The following is a 15,251-nucleotide window of genomic DNA, read 5'->3' as shown; positions in this document are numbered from 1 at the left end:
GGATCACGGTGTCGCGGCTAACGGGAAGGTGGCCCGGACCCGGCAGCCGCCCTCGGGCCGGTTGTCGATCGTGAGGTCACCCCCGTACGCCGCCACCCGCTCACGCATCCCGGCCAGGCCGTGTCCCGGGCCGGGCTCGATGGTGCGGGGGGCCATGCCTGTCCCGTCGTCGGTGACCAGGATCTCGACCTCGGTCACCCGACAGGTCACGTCGACGGATGCACAGGTGGCGTTGGAGTGCTGGCGTTGGAGTGCTTGAGGCAATTGGTGAGCGCCTCCTGAACGATCCGGTAGGCGGCCAGGCCGATCCCGGGGGGCACCTCGAGCGGCACACCGTGCATCACCATGGTGGCCGGTAGCCCGGCCTGCTCGACCCGGGCCACGAGGGGACGCAGGTCCTCCAGGGTGGGTGTCGGCGTCCGCGGAGAGCCGTCGCCCTCGGTCCCGCCGTCGCGCACGACACCGAGGAGGTGGCGCATCTCGGCCATCGCCCGGCGCCCGGTGTTCTCGATCTCGGTCACCGCGATCCGTGCCCGAGCGGGGTCGGCGGTGTCCAGGAGCCGCCCCGCGGCGCCTGCCTGCACGACCATCACGCTCATGGCGTGGCCGATGACATCGTGCAGCTCGCGGGTGATCCGGAGTCGCTCCTGGGTCGCGGTGAAGGAAGCCCGCTCCCGCTCGACGTCCGCTCTCTCTCGCTCGAGGGTGACCTGCTGCTCCGCAGCGCGCACGTCGACCTCGGCAGCTTCTCGGCGGGCCCGGGTCGACGTCGCGAGCAGAATGACGCCGGCGAACGCCGCACCGCTGATGATGGCGCCCTCTGGGCTCAGGTCGACGGGATTCAAGAGCACGGCCAGCGCCAGCGCCAAGATCACGAGCGCTATCGCACGCCGGGAGTTGCGAGCGCTGCCGTAGGTGACGGCTGCGTACGCCGCGACGAACGGCCCGATCGTGGCCATCCCGACGGTTCCCTTCACCAGCACCAGCCCCAGGACGCCGGCCAGGGCCAACGCCAGCGTCGTCAACGGGAACCTCCGCCGCAGGGCGACGCTGCCGACCGCCAGAACGGTCAGGACGACCGTCAGCGCGTCGGGTTCGCGGTTGGCGCTCACAGACTCTGAACCGCTGAGGTTGACGGCCAACGTGATCGCGACACACACAACGGCCAGCAGCAAGTCGAACCCGGTCTGGCGCGGGGACAGCGCTGGGACCGGACGGTCACGGTCCTGGCGTGGTGCGGAGGTGGCGGTCATCTTGTCCTGACTTCGCGTGATCTTTCACCCTAGGGCTGCCGTCGTCGTTTGCTCGTCGGTCTGGAGGAGGAGATCGCCCGGGCGGACCGGGTCCCCGGTGCCGTTGCAGGTCGAGTCCCGCGGGCGATGCCTCCGACCACCGCCCACGGCCACCGTTGTCCTGGACGCCCCACCCGGCGACGTCGCAACCCAGGGAGAGACCATGTCCGCGCTTGCCCAGCTTGTCCGGAGACACCCGATATCCGCGTTCGCCGTTCTGGCCTGTCTGTTCGGCTGGATGGCCTACGGCCTGGCCTTCGCCGGGATCGGGTCCAACCCAGAGAACATGCCTCTGGGCCCGGCCATGGCCGCCTTCGTCGTCACCTCCTGCCAGGGCCGCAAAGCACTCTTCGCCTGGGGGCGAACGCTCCGGAGATGGGTGGCATCACCGTGGCTCTACTTGGTCGCCGTCGGTGCACCGATCGTTCTGCACGTGCTCATCGTTGCGATGAACCACGTGTTCGGAGCACCGCTGCCGACGGCCGACCAGCTCGGTGCCTGGCCAGAGGTGCCAGTGACCTTCCTAGCGATGCTGGTCCTGGTCGGGCTCGGGGAGGAGGCGGGCTGGACGGCATTCGCGGCCCCGATGCTCCTGCGTCGGCACGGACTGTGGGGCGCGTTCGCGGTACTCGCACCGTTGCGCATCCTCTGGCACCTGCCCCTGATGATGACCGGTGACATGCCGGTCGTGCTCGGTCTGCTCGGCAACGCGGGCTTCCAGCTGATCGTGCTTCAGATGATGCGTCGCCGTGGGGGTGCATGGACCCACGCAGCGGTCTGGCACGCGACGCTGAACGCCTTCGGCGGCGCCTTCTTCTTCACCATGGTCACCGGCGCCGACAAGGACCGCCTGGGTCTGATGCTCGGCCTGATCTACGCGCTCGCAGCGCTCCTCACCCTGGTCCCGGCCCTGCTCCGCCGTGGCACGGACGACCCGGATGCGGCTGAACACCCGACCACGGTGGCGTCATCGATGTCCGTCCCGACGCCGCGGGGCTAAGCAGGGCCACTGCGCACCCGGTGTTCGCGTCTATCGCCGCGCCGTACGACGATCAGTTCGCGGAGCGTGCCAGTGCGAGTTCCTCAGTCGGGGTCCGTCAGCCCGCATGTGGTGACGCCCCGTAGGGCGAACCCTCAGCAGCGAAGCCGATTACTCACCCGGCTGCTTAGACGAAGAACAGCACCAGCACGCCACCGAGAGCCGCCCAGGACAGACCCGCCAGAACCTTGGTGAGAGGGGTGTAGCGGATCGGGGGCCGGTGTCCGGGGCTGAGGTCGCATTCGCGGCGGTCACGGTCTTTCCTGTTAAGGACCGTGACCGCGATGTTCAGTCCGACGCCTAGGAGAAGCAGCAGGGATCGGGCGAGCTCGAGAGACATGGCGGCACCCTATGAGGGCGGGGTCTAGTGCACGGATAGGTGACATGCGCATGTGGTGACGCCCCGTAGGGCGAACCACCTGCGGCGTGCAGCGCCCCGTCACGCACACATGCGCCGGCCGTCCCGCAAGGGATCCGCTTGCGGTCAGTGGATTGGACCGTTGGGTGCGACGGCGATCGGTGACAGCTCGGTCCGCGCCTGCCGTATCCGCCTGGCCGCGTCACTCCAAGCGTCAGGATGGTGCGATGAGCGACTTCTTCCCGGACCCGCCCGACGCTCCCATCGAGCCGGAGGAGGCCCCACAACCGGTGTGGTTGAACCCGCCGGACGACCAGCTTCCGGGAGTAGTGCCGGTTGAACTCATCATCGGTCGTTCCGATCAGGCCGTCATGATGCTCACCGGACTGCGAGCCTTCCCCACCGGCGTGGCCATGACGTTGCTCGTGCGCACTCGAGCGCGCATGAGGCGGTTCGACCTCAACGACGAGGTGTTCGACGGGCCGTATCGACACGACCAGGACGACGACTGGCGACGGAACCGCCTGAAGTGGGGATTCGAGTTCGCAGACGGGCGACGCGCGACAAGTGTCGATGCCTGGCCGGGTTCCATCGACCCGCAGGACACTCCCGCACATCCAGTGCTTTCGGGAGGCGGCGGAGGTGGGGGCCCCTCCGCCGTCGATCGCAACTACTGGCTGTGGCCGCTGCCGCCCGCTGGCGCATTGAAGGTCGTCTGCCAATGGCCTCAGCTCGGCATCGGGCCGACCACAAGCCAGATAGACGCTAACTCGATCCACGCCGCAGCGACGAGGGCGCAGCCGATCTGGCCGTCTGATTGAACAACGGACGCCGACCCTCGTACGTTCAGCTCGCCGGCGACGGGCGCGTCACCGCAACGGGTTCGTCTTGCGGGACGACGTTTTCCTGAGGACCGTGCCGTGCGATCGGGATGGGCGCGGGGCAATTTCTCCGCAGTTTTCATCCGTCGTGACACTCTTGACAGACCGACGTCATCTTCGTCGGCGTAGAGGGGGCCATGTGCTTCGGGTGATCACTCGACTTCCCTATCTGGCGCCCTCGCGAAGGGGCGAGCGAAGGGCAGTGTTGCGGGATCGTTTCTGCGCCGCAGTGTGCTCAGCGGTCTCTGCGGGTCGTCGGCGAGGTTTTATGTGCGCGAGACGGCGACTTCGGCGCGTTCGCCCTGGGGTCCCATCATCGTGAGCAGCTCGGCTGGTTGCTCGTCGAAGCTGCCAATCCAGTGCGGGATCGGGTCGCGGGAGGCCGTCCGTTCGCTCGCTGGGCAGTCACCGCCGATGAGCGGGATGTGACGCTTGGGCTTCTCAGGATGCTGATCGGGCGGGTCACGCTGACGGCGGGCGGCCGCACTGCTAGCGCGAGAGAAGGCAGAATGGATGACCGGAGGGGTCGGCCAGGACGCAGCCCACATCGGGATCTTCCGAGCGGTCGAGCAAGATCGTCGCACCAAGAGCGAGGGCTCGATCCTTTTGACGCTCAAGTTCGTGGTGGGTGCTGACTGAGAAGTCGAGATGGAGTTGCATCGGCACCTCATGACTTGGCCAGGTCGGTCGCGGCAGCGAATCGACGTGTTGTACCGCGATCTTGCGTTTGCCTTCGTCATCGACGAGTACAAGCCAATGGACGTCGTCCTCAGACGCCCCAGTTGGCGGCTCGTCTCCGGGGCGGTAGCGCAGTCCGAGGAACTCTCGATAGAACTCCGCGAGTCCGCGAGGGTCTGGCGTGTCGATTGCCGTGTGCATCAAATGCGGAAATTCAGACATACGCCCTTTCTACCCGAAGGTCGCCCCAGCTGCCGGCTCGCACGGATCGGTAGCCGCGATCCGCAATGCCGGTAGTCGATCGTCAAGCGGCACAGTCCCGTGCGGAGTAGACCGAGAGATCCAGATGTCCGATCAGTAATCGGGTCGGTCGAGCGATCCTGTGCCGGTGGGTGGGGCGGATTGCGCGCAGGTCCGATCGAGCAACACGTCAGGACGATTCAGGATCCATGACGACGTTGCTCTACCTGCGATGAATCTCGGTGCGGTCGCGAGTCGTCAGGCACATTCATCGTTCTCGCGCGAGTTCGGAGGAACCATGAAGTTCTTGCTCACCTCGGGCGGCATCACAAACCCCAGCATCAACGCGGCGCTCGTGCAGGTCCTCGGAAAACCAATCGCCGAGAGCCACGCCCTCTGTGTCCCTACCGCGCAGTGGGGCCATCCGATGTGTGGGCCGGCGTCGGTGCGGAGGCTCGTTGCCGGCCAGCCCGACTTCCGTCACCTGTCCGGCCTGGGCTGGGCGTCGCTCGGTGTCCTGGAGCTCACCGCACTGCCCACCATTGGCGCGGAGCGTTGGATCCCGTGGGTCCGTGAGGCCGACGTGCTGCTGGTGGACGGTGGGGACGCGACGTACCTCTGTCACTGGATGCGCGAATCCGGGCTGGCCGACCTGCTGTCGTCGCTCCCTGACACGGTTTGGGTGGGGGTTAGTGCGGGGAGCATGGTGCTGACGCCCCGGATCGGAGCGGACTTCGTCGAGTGGCCTTACGCGACGGACGACCGCACCTTGGGCGTCGTCGACTTTTCGATCTTCCCGCACCTGGGCGCGTTCCCGGAGAACACCCCTGCCCACGCGGAGCGGTGGGCCGCCGACATTGGCATCCCGGCCTACGCCATCGACGAGCAGACCGCTATCAGGGTCGTCGATGGCTCCGTCGATGTGGTCTCCGAGGGCCGGTGGACGGAGTTCGGGTCATAACCGCGCTCTCGTGCCGTTGACTCCTGCCAGCAATGCGTCGAGCGACCGCTGGCGCCGCAAGTCGCTCCCGAACCACCTTGGAAGGATCCGCAATCGGTGACCTTGAGGGCGTCGGGCCCGGTCGGGCACGCGAGTCGCCGCATGGGCTGCGTCGTCGTGGCTGCGGTGTCGGACCCGTGCGGTGCCGATATTGGTAGCGAACGAACGGCGATTGGGTCCGGACGCCCGGTTCAGCTTGTCGAGTTGGCACGGTGATCGAGGGCCACCGACTTGTGGTGGCTTATCGCCCCTGGGGTCGCGGCGTCTGTCACGGTGGAGAGATGGCCCCTCCCCGTCCCGTCGTGCGTGCTCGTGAGGTCACGTTTGCCGAGCAGGTGCTGCGTGCGCTGCCGGACGGGTTGTGGATGTTCGACGACCACGGTGTGACGACCTACGCCAATGCGGTGATGCTCACGATGGTGGGTCGGGACGCCAATCAGCTCGTCGGGTCCAGCGTGGATGTTCTGCTCGATGAGCAGGGGCGGGAGGACCTCGCCCGCCACCTGGCCATCCGGGATAGCGGGGCGGAGGCGCGCCGTGACCTCGAGTGCCGCTTTCACCGTCCCGACGGTTCTGCGTTCTGGGCCCTGGTCAGCCACGTGCCGCTCCTCGACGACGAGGGGGAGCGGCAGGCCTGGCTGTACCGGGTGAAGGACCACTCCGAGCAGCGCGCCCTGCTCGACGAGCTGGGACGCCGCGAGCACCAGCTCGCCGAGGCCCAGGCCGTCGCGGGTGTCGGCAGCTGGGAGCGCGACGTGGCCACCGGGGTGGTGTCCTGGTCGGTGCAGGCCTACCGGATGTGTCGCGTCGACCCCGCGACCTTCGAGCCCGCCGAGGACTCCTTCCTCGCGCTCCTGGATCCCCGCGACCTCGACCTTGTCCTGGTCCGGTACGCGCAGATGCTCGACGGAGGCGAGCCACTGGACGTCGAGTGTCGTCTCGCCGGTGGCCCTGAGAAGTGGCTTCGTGTCCGGGGGCGCGTCGTGTGTGACGACGCCGGGGAGGTGGCCCGCATCAGCGGAACGCTGCAGGACGTCACCGAGGCCAAGAACAACGAGCAGGGGTTGCAGTTCCTCAGCACCATGGGTCGAGCTGCCAACGAGGCGACGACTCTCCAAGAGGTCCTGATCAACTCGGAGCCGCTGGTGCGGCCCTACGCCCGGTGGCCCGCTGTCATGGTCGCGGCCCCCCGGTCGCCCGACCCCGGAGCCGACCTCTTCTACATCGACCTGGCTTGGGCCGCGGCCGACGAGGAGATGCTGCAGTTCGCCCGTGACCTCGTGCGGGAGGCAGTAGGGGTGCGAGGAACCGTGCAGCGTCTGGGACCTGGTGGAACGGTCCTGGTGGTCGGCCCGGTCCAGGTGGGAGAGCGGTTGGCGTGCGTGGTCGTCACCGACACCGAGGCCGGACATCGGGCGCCGGCAGGCGACCTGGTGGTCTTCGAGCAGATGCTGGCCATGCTTGCCAACGTCGCCGAGCGGGAGTGGGCGGCCGAGGAGCTCGCTGCCGCTCGCGACGCCGCGCTGAGCGCCTCGAGGGCCAAGTCGGACTTCCTGGCCACCATGAGCCACGAGATCCGCACGCCGCTCAACGGCGTGATCGGGCTGAGCGAGCTGCTGCGCCGCACCGAGCTGACGTCCCACCAGCAACGGCTCGCCGCAGGCGTCGACCAGGCGGGCCGGACACTGCTCGCGCTGGTGAACGACATCCTGGACCTCTCCAAGATCGAGGCCGGCCGCCTCGACCTCGAGGAGGTCGACTTCGACCCACGCGCCGTGGTCGAGCAGAGCGCCGCGCTCGTCGCCGACGCCGCTCGCGGCAAGGGCCTCGAGCTGGTGGTCTCGAGCGCCGCCGACATGCCGGTGCTGGTGCGTGGTGATCCGGTCCGCTTCGGGCAGGTCATCACGAACCTGGCCGCCAATGCGGTGAAGTTCACCGCCACCGGGGAGGTCGTGATCCGGGCCGAGCTCGACGACTCACGGGTACGCGTGTCGGTGCGCGACACCGGCGTCGGTATCCCGCCCGACGCGCAGGAGGGACTCTTCGAGGCGTTCACCCAGGCTGACAGCTCGACCACCCGGGAGTACGGCGGCACCGGCCTGGGTCTGGCCATCAGCAAGCGGATCGTCGGCGCCATGGGCGGCGACATCGGGGTGCGCAGCGTGGCGGGCGAGGGGAGCACGTTCTGGTTCACGGCTGCCCTGGGCGCAGCCGCCGAGGAGCACTCCACGGGCCGGAACGGGGTGCGGGAGAAGGTCGTGGCCGGACTCCGGGTCCTGGTCGTCGACGACAACGCCACCAACCGCTTCATCCTCACCGAGCAACTCTGCGGCTGGGCGGTGGACGTGACGGCCGTCGAGTCGGCCTACGAGGCCCTGGTCGAGCTGGACACCTCGGTGCGCCGCGGCATGCCCTACGACGTTGTGCTCCTCGACTACATGATGCCGGGCACCGACGGTGAGCAGCTGGCCCGCGTCGTACGCGCGGAACTGCGCCACGACGTCACCCGGCTCGTGCTGCTGTCGTCGGCGACGGAGCCGGCCGAGGGTTGGCTGAACAAGGCGGGGATCGACGGTTTCCTGAGCAAGCCTGTGCTCGCCTCACGCCTGCTCGACACGTTGGCCACGGTGGGAGGCCACTGGGAACCCCCCGCTGATCAGGAGGTCGGCGCCGACCTGATGCCGGCTGCGGACCGAGGGCGGATCCTGGTCGTCGAGGACAACGCGATCAATCAGCTGGTCGCCGAGGGGGTGCTACGCCGTCTGGGGTTTCAGGTGCAGATGGCCGACGACGGCGCTGCGGGTGTGGCCGCCGTTGCCGACCATCCGGACGGGTTCGTGGCCATCCTGATGGACTGCCAGATGCCGGTGATGGATGGTTTCGACGCCACCCGCGCGGTGCGTGCCATCCAGCACGGTGGCGTGCGCACCCCGATCATCGCGATGACGGCGGCTGCGGTGTCGGGTGAGCGGGAGGGTTGTCTGGAGGCCGGGATGGACGACTTCCTGGCTAAGCCCGTCGACGTGCGGCTGCTGGGGGAGGTCCTCGACCGCTGGGTAGCACCTCGCTCGGCGGCACCGGCATCCCTGCTCTCTACCCGCCTCGCCGAACTGCTGGAGGGCGGCATCGAGCTCAGTCTCATCGCGCAGATGGCCGAGCGTTTCGAGGCGATGGCCATCGATCTCTTCACCGCGCTGACCAGGGCCGTGCGTGAGAGTGACGCAGCTGCGGTAGGTCTGCACGCGCACGCCTTGAGCGGCAGCGCCGCCAGCCTGGGCCTCTCCTTGCTCGCGCAGCAGTGCACGCTCATCGAGCGGGCGGCGCGTGTGGGTCAGCTGCCGACAGGAGCGGCGCTGGAGGGCCTCCGAGTTGCGATCGCGGATGGGACGCGCGACCTGGCTTCTTTCGTCCGGGCACGAGCGCCCATTGCCTGAGCGGGACCGTTGAGTCCGCTGCGCCGGCGTTCCTGCCCGAGAGTCGATAGCTGCCTCGGCGCTGACAGCCAACACACACCCGTTCCGGACTTTCCGCCCAGGCCCACGTCATGGTGATCGAGTGCTCCAGAACGGCCGCTACGCGGAGGCGCGCGGGACGTGCTCCGGGTCAGGTCTGACGTGCTGTTCGGCCGCCAGCTGCACGTCGCCCACCTCCACCGGATCCTGCGCGGCAAAGTCCAAGGCCTGCTGCTAGAGCGACCGGCGCGTCAGCAGTAGTCCACGTAGTCGTCCGGCCTCGGGTAGCCGTTGCCCTGGCCGAACCAGTCCAGCCAGTCGTCGCCGGCGCAGATCCCCTCGCCGCCGGAGGCGTACGCGGCGCTCGTGCGGAACCCGACCGCAGGGTCGGTGGCAATGTCGCCCACCGCATCGCCGAGTGCCATGACCTCGGCGTCCTGCTCGAGGTCGTCGCGCTCGAGGGGGACGAACGGGCCGTAGGCGCGGACGAACACGACGTGGTCGCCCTGGTCGGCGATGGCCGCCACGAGGCCCGGGTCCTCCTCGGGAGAACCGTTCTCGTAAAGCAGCGTAGCCTCGACCTCGCCGGTACTGATGTCCTCGCACTCGAAGACGGAGCAGTCGGGGAACTCGTGCTCATCGCCCGCGAAGGGGTCGTCGGGCGAGACGATCACCCTGACGTGGGTGTTGTCACCCTCCGGGCGGTCGAAGGCCAGCTCGACGGCCAGCGTGTCCTCGCTGAGCAGCTCCTCGAACTCGTCGGGCAACAGCGCGGAGGCAGCGACCAGCGGCTCGTCGTAGTGGGCGACCACGGCCGCGGCCAGGCTGGGCGGAGTCGCCTCGGCACTGTCCGGGTCGCTGACGGAGGCGGCGTCCGAGCCGCATGCAGCCAGCAGAACCATCGCGGCCAGAAGAGCCGGCACGATGCCTGGCGGTCGTTCCATGAGACGACGGTACGGCGTAGACGGGTCCTTGCAGGGACGTGCGCCGGCTCCCCGGTTCGCCGCCACCCGCTGCGCTACCGGCGCATGGGGCCGGCCACGGGCCAAGGCATCACGGGGCTTGAAGCAAGTCTGGGTCGACCTCGTCGCCGTCGCCGACTGAACGCGTCCGCGGTCCAGACGCTCGACACCGACAGCTATCTGCGGCCGGACTCAGACGACCGCACGAGGCAGGCGATTGACTCCGTTCCGGGCCCCCTGTGGCCCGTGTGCGGCCCGGCGAGGTGGGGTGACTGCGTTTTCGCAGGTCAGGAGCGGTGGGGTGGACGGGCTGGCCTGTAGGCCGGGTTCTGTCCCTCGGCATCACTGCCTCGGGGGCGACCATCCATCTACGGCTGCCGTTGCCGACAGCCTCCAGCGGTCTACCCGTGCACTCGGGCGGGCCGCCCTCGAACGCGCACGCACTGCTCCGGAGAGCAGCTTCTTGACCTTGCTCCAGGTGGGGTTTGCCGAGCCGATCCGGTCGCCCGGACCGCTGGTGGTCTCTTGCACCACCGTTTCACCCTTACCGCCCCGGCCGGAGCCGGGGAGGCGGTCTGTTCTCTGTGGCACTGTCCCGCAGGTTGCCCCGGGTGGGTGTTACCCACCACCTCGCCCTGTGGAGCCCGGACCTTCCTCGGGGACCGGTCTCCCGGTCCACGCGGTCGCCCGACCAGCCCGTCCGTGAGGCAGCCTAGCGGCTCGTCAGACGGGACGACCCAGCTCGACCCCGCCGGTCGCCGCGGTCGTGCTGGCCGGGGTGGCCTGCGCCCCGCGCGGAGGGGAGGTCCGCGGTGTAGTTTCCGCTCCATGAGCGAGTTCTGGTACTGCTTGAACCACAAGAAGGTCGAGGGTCGCGACGGGTGCCGCAACCAGGACCGCCTCGGACCGTACGACTCCGAGGCCGAGGCCTCCCGTGCCCTGGAGAAGGCCGCGGAGCGCACCGAGGCCTGGGACCGCGACCCCGACTGGAACGACGACGAGGTCCCGAAGCCCGACGAGGACTGACCGCACCGGTGGCGCGCCGGCGCAACGCGGCCCGCGAGGCCAGGCGCGCGGCCCGGCGGGCACCCCGGCCCCCCGACGCGCCGTCGCCGTGGCCGTTCGTGGGCATGGGCCTGATGGCGGCCTCGCTGTTCCTGCACGGCGCCAGCGTGCTGGTGGCGCCGTGGTGGGGCGTCGTGCTGCTCCTCGTCCTTTGGGTCGCGGCCTTCGTGGTGTGCGTGCGCTGGTGGACGCCCCACCCGCGGCGGGTGCCGCTGGTGGCGGTGGTCTCGGTGGGGGTGTGGTTCGTGGTCCTGCTCGTCGGCGCGGTGCTCGGGGGCTGGTGAACCGCTCCGGTTAGGGTGACCCGGGTCACAGACCCCGACCCGTGAGGACCCACCGTGGCCCAGGACGAGCAGGATCAGCGTGCCCGCAGCACCGGCAGCACCGGCAGCACGACCGGGACCGGCGCCAGGACCGAGCAGCACGAGGTGACCGGGGCGGGAGGGGACGACGCCAGCGCGACGGGTCGTTCCCCGGGTCTGCAGTGGTCCTTCCGGGCGCTCGGGGTGGTGCTGGCCGGCGCCGTCTACGTCGCCCTCGGGTCGGCGGACCTCTCGGCGGACGGGCGGGTGGTCGCCGCCGTCGGGACCCTGATGGCGATCTGGTGGATGACCGAGGCGATGTCGCTGTCGGCCACGGCCCTGCTGCCCATCGTGCTGTTCCCGCCCCTGACCGGGCTGGGGATCGACGACGCCACGGCGCCGTACGCCGACCCGATCGTCTTCCTCTTCCTCGGCGGGTTCCTGATCGCGATCGCGATGCAGAAGTGGGACCTCCACCGCCGGATCGCCCTGCTGACCCTGCGCCGGGTCGGCACCCAGCCACGACGGATCGTGCTCGGGATGATGATCGCGACCGCGTTCCTGTCGATGTGGGTGTCGAACACCGCCACCACCTTGATGATGCTCCCGATCGGGATCAGCGTGCTGTCGCTGGTCGTCGAGAACACCGGCCGGAAGGGCTCCGGGCCCGAGGAGGGCGCCACCGCCGAGGCGCTGCACGACGGCACCGCCGTCAGCGACCTGGTCGAGGACCGCGACGTCCGCCTCTTCGGGGTCGCGCTCCTGCTCTCCATCGCCTGGGCGGCCTCGATCGGCGGGCTGGGGACCCTGCTGGGCAGCCCGCCCAACGCGATCGTCGCCGGCTACATCGGCACCGAGCTCGGCACCGACATCGGCTTCCTGCAGTGGATGCTGCTCGGCGTCCCGATCGTGGTCGTCTTCCTCGCGCTGGCCTGGCTCGTGGTCACCCGGGTGATCTTCCGCTTCGACCTCGCCGAGCTGCCCGGCGGCGAGGAGCTGATCAACGACCAGATCGCCGACCTCGGCCCGATGAGCCGCGGCGAGAAGATCGTGCTCGCGGTCTTCGCCGGCGCCGCCTTCCTGTGGATCGTCCCCGGGGTGCTCTCCAGCGTCGGCGCGGTGGCCGACGCCGCGCCGTGGCTCGGGTCGCTCGACGACACCGTGATCGCCGTCGGGGCCGGCATCGTGCTCTTCCTGATCCCCGCCGACGACCGCGGCACGATGACCCTGGAGTGGCACGACGCCGAGAAGGGCCTGCCCTGGGGCGTCCTGCTGCTGTTCGGCGGCGGGCTCAGCCTGGCCGGCGCCGTGGCCGGCTCCGGGCTCGACCAGTGGTTCGGCTCCCAGGTCGGCGGCCTGGGCGTCCTGCCGATCGTGCTGCTGCTGCTCGCGGTGGTCACCCTGGTCCTGCTGCTCACCGAGGTCACCAGCAACACCGCGACCGCGGCCACGTTCATCCCCATCCTGGGCGGGGTGGCGGTCGGCATCGGCGTGGACCCGACGACCCTGCTGATCCCGGCGGCGCTGGCCGCGACGTGCGCGTTCATGCTGCCGGTCGGCACCCCGCCGAACGCGATCGTCTTCGGCACCGGCACGGTCAAGATCACCGAGATGGCCCGTGGCGGGGCGGTGCTCAACGTGATGGGCGCCGTGCTGATCACCCTCTTCACCGTCACGATCGGCCCGGCCGCCCTGGGCCTGGTGATCTAGCGGCGGCGTCGGCGGCGTCGGCGGGGGAGTCGGGGTGAGGGGTGGTCAGCCCCGCACCGGCTCCACCCGCAGGACGCGGTCGGCGCCCCCGCCGTTGTCGGTGGTGACGACCAGCGCGCCGTCGGCCAGCTGGGTGACCGAGCGCAGCCGGCCCTGCTCGCGCAGCACCGGGGGCACCCGTACGTCCGTGAGCCGCCCCTTGCCGTCGTAGGCCTGGAACATCATCCGCGTCCCGCCGAGCACGGCGACGGCCAGGCGTCCGCGGTAGCGGCCCCATGCAGCGCCGCGGATGAAGGTCGCCCCCGACGGGGCGATGGTCGGGTTGCCCGAGCGCCAGCGTGCGGCGCGCTGCTTGCCCGGCAGCGAGAAGTCGGTCATCGGCACGGACTCGTCGTAGCCGGGGCGCGGGTCCCAGCCGTAGTTGGCGCCGCGGCGCAGCAGGTTGACCTCGTCGTCGCGGTAGGAGCCGTGCTCCACCGACCACAGCGAGCCGTCGGCCCGCTGGGCGAGGCCCTGCACGTTGCGGTGGCCGTAGGTGAGCACGTAGCGCTTCTTGCGGTTCTCCGAGCCGGCCCACGGGTTGGCCGCCGACGGGCGGCCGGTCCGCGGGTCCAGCCGCAGCACCTTGCCGTTGAGGGAGGTCCGGTCCTGCGGGTTGGCGCCGACCGCGGCGTCGCCGGTGCCGACCAGGAGGGCGCCTCGGTCGGTGACCAGCAGTCGGCAGCCGCCGTGGCGGCCGCTCGTGGCCTGGATGCCCTTCAGCAGCACGTCGGCCCCGCCGACCGTGGTGCCGTCCTGGCCAAGCCGCCACGCCACGACCCGGACGTCGTGCCGGTCCCCGGCGGCGTTGCTGCCCTGGCAGGTGTAGAAGCGGCGGTTGTCCTCGAAGCCCGGGTCGACGGCCAGGCCCATCAGGCCCGTCTCTCCCGAGACCCACACCCGGTCGGAGGGGAAGTCGAGGGTGCGGGTGCCCCCGTCGTCGACGATGCTGAGCCGGGCCCGGTCCCGCTCGCTGACGAGCAGCCCGCCCCCAGGGAGCTCCTGGACGTCCCAGGCGTGGTCGAGCCCGTCGGCGAGCGTGGTCACCTGCAGGGCCGGGAACGGGCGCGGCGCGCGGGCGGTCACCGGGGACGGGTACGCCGTCATCGGCGCCGTCGGCCCGACCGCCGAGGCCCCGCTGCCCACCGGCACCGCCGGCTCGGCGCCGGCTCCCGTCGCCGGGAGCAGCGCGGCGGTCAGCGCGAGCAGGGACGAGGCGACGAGCGAGGCGACGACGGGGGTGCGCATGGGCTCACGCTAACCCCGGCGACCGACGCCCGGGAGGGAATGACCGGCCTGGTCTCAGAACGTGTGCTCGGGCCCGGGGAACGCGCCGGTACGGACCTCGTCGGCGTAGGCGCGGGCACCCTCGAGGAGCACCGATCGCACGTCGGCGTACTGCTTGACGAAGCGGGGGAGCCGCCCGGTGCGCAGCCCGAAGGCGTCCTGCCAGACCAGCACCTGGCCGTCGCAGCCGGCGCCCGCGCCGATCCCGATCGTGGGGATCGTCAGCTCTGCGGTGACCCGGGCGGCGGTGTCGCCGGGCACCATCTCCATCACGACCGCGAACGCCCCGGCCGCCTCGACCGCGCGGGCGTCGGCCAGCACCCGCTCCGCGGCGTCGCCGCGGCCCTGGACGCGGTAGCCGCCGAGGGCGTGCTCGGACTGCGGGGTGAAGCCGATGTGGGCCATCACCGGGACGCCCCCGCGCGAGAGGCGCTCGATCTGCCCGACCATCTCGACGCCGCCCTCGAGCTTCACGGCCTGGGCGCGGCCCTCCTTCATGAAACGGGCCGCCGTCAGGTACGCCTGCTCCGGCGAGGCCTGGTAGGACCCGAACGGCAGGTCGCCGACCACGAGTGCGCGGCGTGCCGATCGGGCGACCGCGGCGGTCAGGGGCAGCAGCTCCTCGACCGTGATCGGCAGCGAGGTGTCGTGGCCGAGCACGTTGTTGCTGGCGCTGTCCCCGACCAGGAGCACCTCGACGCCGGCCTCGTCGAAGATCTCGGCGGCGTACTGGTCGTAGGCGGTCAGCATCGAGAACCGCTCGCCGCGCTCCTTCATCTCCCGCAGGTGCGCGGTCCGGACCCGGCGCGGCCGGGCCGGCTGCGCGGGCCCGTCGTGAGGTGCGTCGGCGGGCGCGCCGGAGGCGTACGGGGGAGTCTCCTGGGGGCTGGTCGTCACCGTCCCAGGCTAGTGCGCGGCGGGCCCCGCGCCACCAGGTGGGACGTAG

General features: G+C 70.3%; 14 protein-coding genes and 1 other RNA gene. 7 read left to right on the top strand and 8 right to left on the bottom strand.

Going from position 1 to position 15,251, the window contains the following annotated elements; all coding sequences use genetic code 11:
* Nucleotides 1–3 precede the first annotated feature (3 nt).
* Nucleotides 4–198, bottom strand: a complete 195-nt coding sequence (locus ENKNEFLB_RS13090) for a sensor histidine kinase (protein WP_214055822.1) — start codon at nt 196–198, stop codon at nt 4–6.
* A gap of 8 nt (nt 199–206) precedes the next feature.
* Complete coding sequence (locus ENKNEFLB_RS13085) at nt 207–1,253, bottom strand: sensor histidine kinase (protein WP_420830505.1); 1,047 nt, start codon at nt 1,251–1,253, stop codon at nt 207–209.
* A 202-nt stretch (nt 1,254–1,455) separates the two neighbouring features.
* On the opposite strand from ENKNEFLB_RS13085, the gene ENKNEFLB_RS13080 reads away from it, so the two are divergent.
* Nucleotides 1,456–2,292: a CPBP family glutamic-type intramembrane protease gene (locus ENKNEFLB_RS13080; protein ID WP_214055820.1), complete on the top strand. Its 837-nt coding sequence runs from the start codon at nt 1,456–1,458 to the stop codon at nt 2,290–2,292.
* Between the two features lie 166 nt (nt 2,293–2,458).
* Here ENKNEFLB_RS13080 and ENKNEFLB_RS13075 read toward each other — a convergent pair whose 3' ends face one another.
* Nucleotides 2,459–2,671, bottom strand: a complete 213-nt coding sequence (locus ENKNEFLB_RS13075; RefSeq protein WP_214055819.1) for a hypothetical protein — start codon at nt 2,669–2,671, stop codon at nt 2,459–2,461.
* 245 nt (nt 2,672–2,916) lie between these two features.
* On the opposite strand from ENKNEFLB_RS13075, the gene ENKNEFLB_RS13070 reads away from it, so the two are divergent.
* Nucleotides 2,917–3,510, top strand: a complete 594-nt coding sequence (locus ENKNEFLB_RS13070) for a hypothetical protein (protein WP_214055818.1) — start codon at nt 2,917–2,919, stop codon at nt 3,508–3,510.
* Between the two features lie 549 nt (nt 3,511–4,059).
* Here the strand turns inward: ENKNEFLB_RS13070 and ENKNEFLB_RS13065 are convergent.
* Nucleotides 4,060–4,470, bottom strand: coding sequence for a VOC family protein (locus ENKNEFLB_RS13065; protein WP_214055817.1), 411 nt, complete (start codon nt 4,468–4,470; stop codon nt 4,060–4,062).
* 316 nt (nt 4,471–4,786) lie between these two features.
* On the opposite strand from ENKNEFLB_RS13065, the gene ENKNEFLB_RS13060 reads away from it, so the two are divergent.
* Together ENKNEFLB_RS13060 and ENKNEFLB_RS13055 are read left to right on the top strand one after the other, a co-directional pair.
* Nucleotides 4,787–5,449, top strand: coding sequence for a Type 1 glutamine amidotransferase-like domain-containing protein (locus ENKNEFLB_RS13060; protein WP_214055816.1), 663 nt, complete (start codon nt 4,787–4,789; stop codon nt 5,447–5,449).
* A gap of 320 nt (nt 5,450–5,769) precedes the next feature.
* Complete coding sequence (locus ENKNEFLB_RS13055; RefSeq protein WP_214055815.1) at nt 5,770–8,922, top strand: PAS domain-containing hybrid sensor histidine kinase/response regulator; 3,153 nt, start codon at nt 5,770–5,772, stop codon at nt 8,920–8,922.
* Nucleotides 8,923–9,191: 269 nt separating this feature from the next.
* Here ENKNEFLB_RS13055 and ENKNEFLB_RS13050 read toward each other — a convergent pair whose 3' ends face one another.
* Both ENKNEFLB_RS13050 and rnpB read right to left on the bottom strand, forming a co-directional pair.
* Nucleotides 9,192–9,884 carry a hypothetical protein gene (locus tag ENKNEFLB_RS13050; RefSeq protein WP_214055814.1) on the bottom strand — a complete coding sequence of 231 codons (693 nt, stop codon included), beginning with the start codon at nt 9,882–9,884 and terminating at the stop codon, nt 9,192–9,194.
* Nucleotides 9,885–10,204: 320 nt separating this feature from the next.
* Nucleotides 10,205–10,601: RNase P RNA component class A (gene rnpB, locus ENKNEFLB_RS13045), an RNA gene on the bottom strand.
* 129 nt (nt 10,602–10,730) lie between these two features.
* On the opposite strand from rnpB, the gene ENKNEFLB_RS13040 reads away from it, so the two are divergent.
* Genes ENKNEFLB_RS13040 through ENKNEFLB_RS13030 form a run of 3 tightly spaced genes read left to right on the top strand, consistent with a single transcriptional unit; the run spans nt 10,731 to nt 12,979 of the window.
* Nucleotides 10,731–10,928 (top strand): hypothetical protein, encoded by a 198-nt coding sequence (locus ENKNEFLB_RS13040; RefSeq protein WP_214055813.1) that lies wholly within the window; start codon nt 10,731–10,733, stop codon nt 10,926–10,928.
* Between the two features lie 8 nt (nt 10,929–10,936).
* The gene (locus ENKNEFLB_RS13035) at nt 10,937–11,251 is read left to right on the top strand and encodes a hypothetical protein (protein ID WP_214055812.1); all 315 of its coding nucleotides are present in this window, start codon (nt 10,937–10,939) and stop codon (nt 11,249–11,251) included.
* A gap of 54 nt (nt 11,252–11,305) precedes the next feature.
* Nucleotides 11,306–12,979, top strand: coding sequence for an SLC13 family permease (locus ENKNEFLB_RS13030; RefSeq protein ID WP_214055811.1), 1,674 nt, complete (start codon nt 11,306–11,308; stop codon nt 12,977–12,979).
* Nucleotides 12,980–13,024: 45 nt separating this feature from the next.
* Here the strand turns inward: ENKNEFLB_RS13030 and ENKNEFLB_RS13025 are convergent, their stop codons facing one another.
* Complete coding sequence (locus ENKNEFLB_RS13025; protein ID WP_214055810.1) at nt 13,025–14,266, bottom strand: PQQ-dependent sugar dehydrogenase; 1,242 nt, start codon at nt 14,264–14,266, stop codon at nt 13,025–13,027.
* A 54-nt stretch (nt 14,267–14,320) separates the two neighbouring features.
* Nucleotides 14,321–15,202, bottom strand: coding sequence for a 3-methyl-2-oxobutanoate hydroxymethyltransferase (panB, locus tag ENKNEFLB_RS13020; protein WP_214055809.1), 882 nt, complete (start codon nt 15,200–15,202; stop codon nt 14,321–14,323).
* Nucleotides 15,203–15,251: the final 49 nt, after the last annotated feature.

Origin of the sequence: Nocardioides aquaticus (assembly GCF_018459925.1) — a bacterium.
Classification (GTDB): Bacteria; Actinomycetota; Actinomycetes; order Propionibacteriales; family Nocardioidaceae; genus Nocardioides; species Nocardioides aquaticus.
The sequence above is the reverse complement of the archived record's forward strand: the minus strand, read 5'-3'. Positions and strand labels throughout refer to the sequence as shown.